Origin of the sequence: Streptomyces tricolor (assembly GCF_002155905.1) — a bacterium.
Taxonomy (GTDB): Bacteria; Actinomycetota; Actinomycetes; order Streptomycetales; family Streptomycetaceae; genus Streptomyces; species Streptomyces tricolor.
Window position 1 is genome coordinate 1 of the sequence record NZ_MUMF01000418.1, and the last position, 7,759, is coordinate 7,759.

The 7,759-nt window shown below is 69.9% G+C and carries 5 protein-coding genes; 4 read left to right on the plus strand and 1 reads right to left on the minus strand.

Going from position 1 to position 7,759, the window contains the following annotated elements; genetic code table 11:
• Positions 1–1,399 (plus strand): ATP-dependent DNA helicase (locus tag CCN44_RS27765; RefSeq protein WP_107502112.1); only part of this gene is annotated, 1,399 nt, incomplete at its 5' end.
• A 148-nt stretch (positions 1,400–1,547) separates the two neighbouring features.
• Here CCN44_RS27765 and lexA read toward each other — a convergent pair.
• On the minus strand, positions 1,548–2,327 hold the full coding sequence (gene lexA / locus CCN44_RS27770; protein ID WP_055710152.1) for a transcriptional repressor LexA: 780 nt from the start codon (positions 2,325–2,327) through the stop codon (positions 1,548–1,550).
• A 604-nt stretch (positions 2,328–2,931) separates the two neighbouring features.
• Between lexA and nrdR the strand changes: the two genes are divergently transcribed.
• The 3 genes from nrdR to CCN44_RS27785 all read left to right on the plus strand — a co-directional run.
• The gene (gene nrdR / locus CCN44_RS27775) at positions 2,932–3,483 is read left to right on the plus strand and encodes a transcriptional regulator NrdR (RefSeq protein WP_059253000.1); all 552 of its coding nucleotides are present in this window, start codon (positions 2,932–2,934) and stop codon (positions 3,481–3,483) included.
• Between the two features lie 164 nt (positions 3,484–3,647).
• Complete coding sequence (locus CCN44_RS27780; RefSeq protein WP_059253001.1) at positions 3,648–6,536, plus strand: vitamin B12-dependent ribonucleotide reductase; 2,889 nt, start codon at positions 3,648–3,650, stop codon at positions 6,534–6,536.
• A 207-nt stretch (positions 6,537–6,743) separates the two neighbouring features.
• On the plus strand, positions 6,744–7,759 hold a 1,016-nt coding region (locus CCN44_RS27785; protein ID WP_086700534.1), incomplete at its 3' end, for a hypothetical protein.

The window sequence follows — 7,759 nt, forward strand, 5'->3', positions numbered from 1 at the left end:
GATGGCCCGCGAGCGGGCCAAGCTCGCCGAGGTCGTGGTCACCAACCACGCCCTGCTCGCCATCGACGCCATCGAGGGCGCCCCGGTGCTGCCCCAGCACGAGGTGCTGATCGTGGACGAGGCCCACGAACTCGTCTCCCGCGTCACCGGCGTCGCCACCGGCGAACTCACCCCCGGCCAGGTCAACCGCGCCGTGCGCCGTGCCGCCAAGCTGGTCAACGAAAAGGCCGCCGACCAGCTCCAGACCGCCGCCGAGGGCTTCGAGCGGCTCATGGAACTGGCGCTGCCCGGCCGCCTGGAGGAGATCCCGGAGGACCTCGGCTACGCGCTGATGGCGCTGCGGGACGCCGCTCGCACGGTGATCAGCGCGATCGGCGCGACCCGTGACAAGTCCGTCCAGGACGAGGACGCGGTCCGCAAGCAGGCGCTGGCCTCGGTCGAGACGGTCCACGATGTGGCGGAGCGGGTGCTGAACGGCTCGGAGTGGGACGTCGTCTGGTACGAGCGGCACGACCGCTTCGGCGCGTCCCTCCGGGTCGCCCCCATGTCCGTCTCCGGCCTGCTCAGAGAGAAGCTCTTCGCCGACCGGACCGTCGTCCTCACCTCGGCCACGCTCAAGCTCGGCGGCGACTTCAACGGCGTCGGAGCCTCCCTGGGGCTCGGCCCCGAGGGCGTGGAGGGCGAGGACCTGCCCACCTGGAAGGGCGTCGACGTCGGCTCGCCCTTCGACTACCCCAGGCAGGGCATCCTGTACGTCGCCAAGCACCTGGCGCGTCCCGCGCGCGACGGCGAGCGCGCCGACATGCTGGACGAGCTGACCGAGCTGATCCAGGCGGCCGGCGGGCGCACCCTCGGCCTGTTCTCGTCCATGCGGGCCGCCCAGCTCGCCGCTGAAGAGCTGCGCTCGCGGATCCCCGAGTTCCCGATCCTGCTCCAGGGGGAGGAGACGCTCGGCGAACTGATCAAGAACTTCGCGGCCGACCCGAAGACCTGCCTCTTCGGCACGCTGTCGCTGTGGCAGGGCGTCGACGTCCCGGGTCCCAGCTGCCAGCTGGTCGTCATGGACAAGATCCCGTTCCCGCGGCCCGACGATCCGCTGATGAGCGCACGCCAGAAGGCGGTGGAGGACGCGGGCGGCAACGGGTTCATGGCGGTGGCCGCCACCCACGCGGCCCTGCTCATGGCCCAGGGCGCCGGCCGACTCGTGCGGGCGTCCGGTGACCGTGGCGTGGTGGCCGTACTGGACCAGCGGCTGGCCACCGCGCGGTACGGCGGCTATCTCAAGGCGTCACTGCCGGACTTCTGGTACACCACGGACCGTAACCAGGTCCGCAAGTCGCTCGCGGCGATCGACGCGGCGGCGAAGCAGGCGGAGACGCAGGCAGCGGCGGCGCAGTGAGCGTGGGCTGGTCCGACCGGCGCCGGTCGGACCAGCCCACGACGGGAGCAGCCCGACGGCCGCTTCGGACATGCGCAGGGCCCCGGAACCGGCGCAGGGGTTCCGGGGCCCGGTCAGGGAGCGAGCGGCCGACCGCCCGCCGCTGCCGTCACACGCGGCGCAGCACGGCGACGACCTTGCCGAGGATGGTCGCGTCGTCGCCGGGGATCGGCTCGTAGGCCGCGTTGTGGGGGAGGAGCCACACGTGGCCGTCCTCGCGCTTGAAACGCTTGACGGTGGCCTCGCCGTCGAGCATGGCGGCCACGATGTCGCCGTTCTCGGCGACCGGCTGGCGGCGCACGGTGACCCAGTCGCCGTCGCAGATGGCGGCCTCGATCATGGAGTCGCCGACGACCTTGAGGACGAAGAGTTCACCGTCACCGACGAGCTGGCGGGGGAGAGGGAAGACGTCCTCGACGGACTCCTCCGCGAGGATCGGACCACCGGCGGCGATGCGGCCGACCAGCGGGACGTACGACGCGGCGGGCTTGCCGGCGGTGTCCGTGGGCTGAACGGTGACGGCCTGGTCGGATCCGCGGACCTCGTACGCGCGCGGGCGGTGCGGGTCGCGGCGCAGGAAGCCCTTGCGCTCCAGCGCCATCAGCTGGTGGGCGACGGAGGACGTGCTGGAGAGGCCGACGGCCTGGCCGATCTCGCGCATCGACGGCGGGTACCCGCGCCGCTGTACGGAGTCCCTGATGACCTCGATGACCCGGCGCTGCCGGTCGGTGAGCCCCGAGCTGTCCGCTCGGATGCCTGGAGGTCGGCCCGGCAGGGAGCGCTTGTGTCCCTCGGGATTCGTGGCTTCGTTCATCACGTGTACCGGCTCGACTCGGCCCTGGGAGCGGTCCTGGGCGGTGATGGTGGCACTGTCTGCGGTGGTGGTCACGGCGGCCCCTCTCGATGGTCTCCCTGCTGCACAACGGTAGTTGCTTTCGAAAGGTTGCGCCAAACACACGTTCGAGTGAAAAAGTGCGTTTCGCCTGACGTGATCATGTGTCGGGGTGTATGGGCTCACGTGACGCTTGGCGGGCAAAAGCGCCCATTGTTGTACTCTTCACCGCCGGGGTTGTTCGCCTCGTGGGCTGCGCCCCAGTCTGCCATCCGGAATCCCGTAGTCCGGGAGCCGGGGTCGTATCTGCGCGGGAGTGCCACGCGTCCTCCCTGCGGCGCCCACGGTATCCCCGCAAGCGTCCCGCGGCACGGCTCGCCGCCCCGCGTGTCCGCGCTCCCGTGCCCGGGCCGGCCGCGGCCGCGCTCTCCGGCCGCCGTGACCGCGCGACACGCGTGCGTGCCCCGGCCTGCGCGACACGCGCGCGTGCCTCGACGTATGCGTCAAGCCCCACATCTAGTGGTTGGATGGCTACAGCAGCCCAGAAGTTGTGGTCCCCCGGGTCGGAGACGGCTCTCCGATCGCCTATGCTTAGGGCTGCCTCGCGAGACCTCTGTGTCCGGCGAGGCTGACGAGTCTGCTGTGAGGAGGGTTGGAGAACATGCACTGCCCCTTCTGCAGGCACCCCGACAGCCGTGTGGTCGACAGCCGTACGACCGACGACGGCACATCCATCCGTAGGCGCCGCCAGTGCCCTGACTGCTCCCGTCGTTTCACGACCGTGGAGACGTGCTCGCTCATGGTGGTCAAGCGGTCCGGAGTCACCGAGCCTTTCAGCCGTACCAAGGTCATCAATGGCGTGCGCAAGGCATGCCAGGGGCGGCCTGTCACCGAGGACGCACTCGCCCAGCTCGGCCAGCGGGTCGAGGAGGCGGTGCGTGCGACCGGAAGCGCCGAGCTGACCACCCATGACGTGGGTCTGGCCATACTCGGCCCGTTGCAGGAGCTCGACCTCGTCGCCTATCTGCGGTTCGCCTCCGTCTACCGGGCGTTCGACTCGCTCGAGGACTTCGAGGCCGCCATCGCGGAGCTGAGGGAGGCGACGCGAGGCCCCGCCGCGGACGAGGGCGACGCGGGAGCGGGGAGCCAGGAAGACGACCGCGGGCCCGGCGGGACCACCCAGGTCCCCGAGCCCGCCCGCGCCGCCGACTGACCGGCGGGCCGGAAACCGGGGGGAGACCCGGATTCCGGCCGGGAGGCGGCGAACGAAGACCTGTTGCGGGGCAGCCCAGTGTGCCCGCAACGCAAGACAGAAACACGTGCCCACGGGAACAAATGGGCACTTCAGGGCGTTTTTGCCCGTACCAGGGAGGCGGCATGACAGAGACGGCGAGCGGTCCGGCACGAGGTTCCCGAGCCAAGGGTGCCAAGGCCACCAAGGGGCTGCGTATCGAGCGCATCCACACCACCCCCGGCGTGCACCCGTACGACGAGGTGTCGTGGGAGCGCCGTGACGTCGTCATGACCAACTGGCGCGACGGCTCGGTCAACTTCGAGCAGCGTGGCGTCGAGTTCCCCGACTTCTGGTCGGTGAACGCGGTCAACATCGTCACCAGCAAGTACTTCCGCGGTGCCGTCGGCACCCCGCAGCGCGAGACCAGCCTCAAGCAGCTGATCGACCGCATCGTGAAGACGTACCGGAAGGCCGGTGAGGACTACAAGTACTTCGCCTCGCCCGCCGACGCCGAGATCTTCGAGCACGAGCTGGCGTACGCCCTCCTGCACCAGATCTTCAGCTTCAACAGCCCCGTCTGGTTCAACGTCGGCACCCCGCAGCCCCAGCAGGTGTCCGCCTGCTTCATCCTGTCCGTCGACGACTCCATGGAGTCGATCCTCGACTGGTACAAGGAAGAGGGCATGATCTTCAAGGGCGGCTCCGGTGCCGGCCTGAACCTCTCCCGCATCCGTTCCTCCAAGGAGCTGCTCTCCTCCGGCGGCAACGCCTCCGGCCCGGTCTCCTTCATGCGCGGCGCCGACGCCTCCGCCGGCACCATCAAGTCCGGTGGTGCCACCCGCCGCGCCGCCAAGATGGTCGTGCTCGACGTCGACCACCCCGACATCGAGGACTTCATCGAGACCAAGGTCAAGGAGGAGGAGAAGATCCGCGTCCTGCGCGACGCGGGCTTCGACATGGACCTGGGCGGCGACGACATCACGTCCGTCCAGTACCAGAACGCCAACAACTCGGTCCGCGTGAACGACGAGTTCATGAAGGCGGTCGAGACCGGCGGCAAGTTCGGCCTGCGCGCCCGTATGACCGGCGAGGTCATCGAGGAGGTCGAGGCCAAGGCCCTCTTCCGCAAGATCGCCGAGGCCGCCTGGGCCTGCGCCGACCCGGGCATCCAGTACGACGACACCATCAACAACTGGCACACCTGCCCCGAGTCCGGCCGGATCACCGCGTCGAACCCGTGCAGCGAGTACATGCACCTGGACAACACGTCCTGCAACCTGGCCTCGCTGAACCTGATGAAGTTCCTGAAGGACGACGGCAAGGGCAACCAGTCCTTCGAGACCGAGCGCTTCCAGAAGGTCGTCGAGCTGGTCATCACCGCGATGGACATCTCCATCTGCTTCGCGGACTTCCCGACCCAGAAGATCGGCGAGAACACGCGCGCGTTCCGCCAGCTCGGTATCGGCTACGCCAACCTCGGCGCCCTGCTGATGGCCACCGGCCACGCCTACGACTCCGACGGTGGCCGCGCCCTGGCCGGCGCCATCACCTCCCTGATGACGGGTACGGCCTACCGCCGCTCCGCCGAGCTGGCCGCGGTCGTCGGCACCTACGACGGCTACGCCCGCAACGCCGACGCCCACAAGCGCGTCATGAAGCAGCACGCCGACGCCAACGGCACGGCCGTGCGCATGGACGACCTGGACACCCCGGTCTGGGCCGCCGCCACGGAGGCCTGGCAGGACGTCCTGCGGCTCGGCGAGAAGAACGGCTTCCGTAACTCCCAGGCGTCCGTCCTCGCGCCGACTGGCACCATCGGTCTCGCGATGTCCTGCGACACCACCGGTGTCGAGCCCGACCTCGCCCTGGTGAAGTTCAAGAAGCTGGTCGGCGGCGGCTCGATGCAGATCGTCAACGGCACCGTCCCGCAGGCCCTGCGCCGCCTGGGCTACCAGGAGGAGCAGATCGAGGCGATCGTCGCCCACATCGCCGAGCACGGCAATGTGATCGACGCCCCCGGCCTCAAGCCCGAGCACTACGAGGTGTTCGACTGCGCCATGGGCGAGCGCGCCATCTCCCCGATGGGCCACGTCCGCATGATGGCCGCGATCCAGCCGTGGATCTCCGGCGCCATCTCCAAGACGGTCAACATGCCGGAGACGGCGACCGTCGAGGAGGTCGAGGAGATCTACTTCGAGGCCTGGAAGCTGGGCGTCAAGGCGCTGGCGATCTACCGCGACAACTGCAAGGTCGGCCAGCCGCTCTCCGCCAAGAAGAAGGACACCGAGGAGAAGAAGGCCGAGGAGACCGCGGCCGTCGAGCCCAAGGTCGAGAAGGTCGTCGAGTACCGCCCGGTCCGCAAGCGCCTCCCGAAGGGACGTCCCGGCATCACCACGTCCTTCACCGTCGGCGGCGCCGAGGGCTACATGACCGCCAACTCCTACCCGGACGACGGCCTGGGCGAGGTCTTCCTGAAGATGTCCAAGCAGGGTTCCACCCTCGCGGGCATGATGGACGCCTTCTCCATCGCCGTCTCCGTCGGTCTGCAGTACGGCGTTCCGCTGGAGACGTACGTCTCGAAGTTCACCAACATGCGCTTCGAGCCGGCCGGCATGACCGACGACCCGGACGTGCGGATGGCGCAGTCGATCGTCGACTACATCTTCCGCCGCCTGGCGCTGGACTTCCTGCCCTTCGAGACCCGCTCCGCGCTCGGCATCCACTCCGCCGAGGAGCGTCAGCGGCACCTGGAGACCGGCTCCTACGAGCCGGCCGAGGACGAGGTCGACGTCGAGGGCCTGGCCCAGTCGGCCCCGCGCGCCCAGGAGCTGAAGGCCGTCGCCACGCCGAAGGCCGAGTCCGAGGCGGCCAAGCCCGCCCCGCGGCAGGCGCACACCAGCGCCGAGCTGGTGGAGATGCAGCTGGGCATCCAGGCCGACGCGCCGCTGTGCTTCTCGTGCGGTACGAAGATGCAGCGGGCCGGTTCCTGCTACATCTGCGAGGGCTGCGGCTCGACCAGCGGCTGCAGCTGACACCCGGTGAAGTGCGCCGGACGCACCGTCCGAGGTAGCCGGCGCACGTAGCCGACCAGCAGTTCACGAAGGGGACCGGCCGATGGCCGGTCCCCTTCGCCGTGCCTGAACGGCCTTGCGTCGTGCCTGCAGAAAGACCTTGCAGGCGGTGCCGGGCCGTGTCATGCTCGCCGCCATGATCAAGAGAATCGAGTCCTCCGTCCGCCGGTGAGCGAGACGGCCGGGACGCAACCGCCCGGATCACAGACACCCCTGTTCGACCATGCGCTGCGGCTGCACGCGCAGGCACCGGAAGAGCCGCTGCCCCGCGACGGGGAGCCGTATCCCGACGACGCGTCGCACCGCCGTCGGCCTGGGCCGAAGGCGCCGGAGGACCGGCGTGGGGCCGGCAAGGACGCAGCGCGCGTCCTGGAGACCCACTTCGCCCGGGCCGCCGCCTCCCCGAGCGATCTGCTCGACGCGTTCCACGACGTCCACGTCCCGATGCACCACGACGCACACATCGCCGCAGCGGCGAAGCGGGCGGACAGGGGCCGCGCCCGCGCAACGGGCCGGTGGCTCGTCCGCCACGGCGGCGATCGATGCGCGGTCACGATGGGTCTCGCCCTGCTCGCTGCCGTCGGCACCGCCGACGACATCCCGCTGCTCCGGACGATCGGGCTGCTGTCCAACCGCTTCGCGCCGCTGGCGGCGTACGCCTTCGAGCGGTTGCCGGGCGGCGCCGAGGCACTGCTGTGGCTCGCCGACCGAGTCACCGGCTGGGGACGCGTCTACGTCGTCGAAGCCCTGTGCCGACTGGACGACCCGGCCGCCCGGCCATGGCTGCTCCGCAAGGCCTGCGACGGTGACTTCCTCAACGGATACTTCGCCGGCAAGGTCGCCACCGTCGCGAAACTCCACGAGGCGCTCGCGGAACTCGACACCGACAGCGAGCTGGCCGACCACGTCGGCCGGCTGCTGCACACGATGAGCGACTGCGGCGGGATGGGCATCACCCTCGCCGACTATCCCCATGCGCGAGCGGTCCTGGAAGCGCACGCGCGCGGTGCGGGCTCACTCGACCCGACAGTCGAGCGGTACTTCACCCTCGCGCTGCTGGCCCAGCACCTGACCGCACAGCCCCCTGAGGCCGCCGGGTGCACCGCCGCACAGCAAGCAGCCCTGAGGAGGTCGTACGTCGCCGTCCTCGACCGGGAGGACTGGTCCCGGGTCGCGGTCGCCGG

What these genes read in the sequence shown, in the direction of transcription:
- nrdR (WP_059253000.1), top strand. Translation starts at nt 2,932, where the DNA reads ATGCACTGCCCCTTCTGCAGGCACCCCGACAGCCGTGTGGTCGACAGC.
- CCN44_RS27780 (WP_059253001.1), top strand. Translation starts at nt 3,648, where the DNA reads ATGACAGAGACGGCGAGCGGTCCGGCACGAGGTTCCCGAGCCAAGGGT.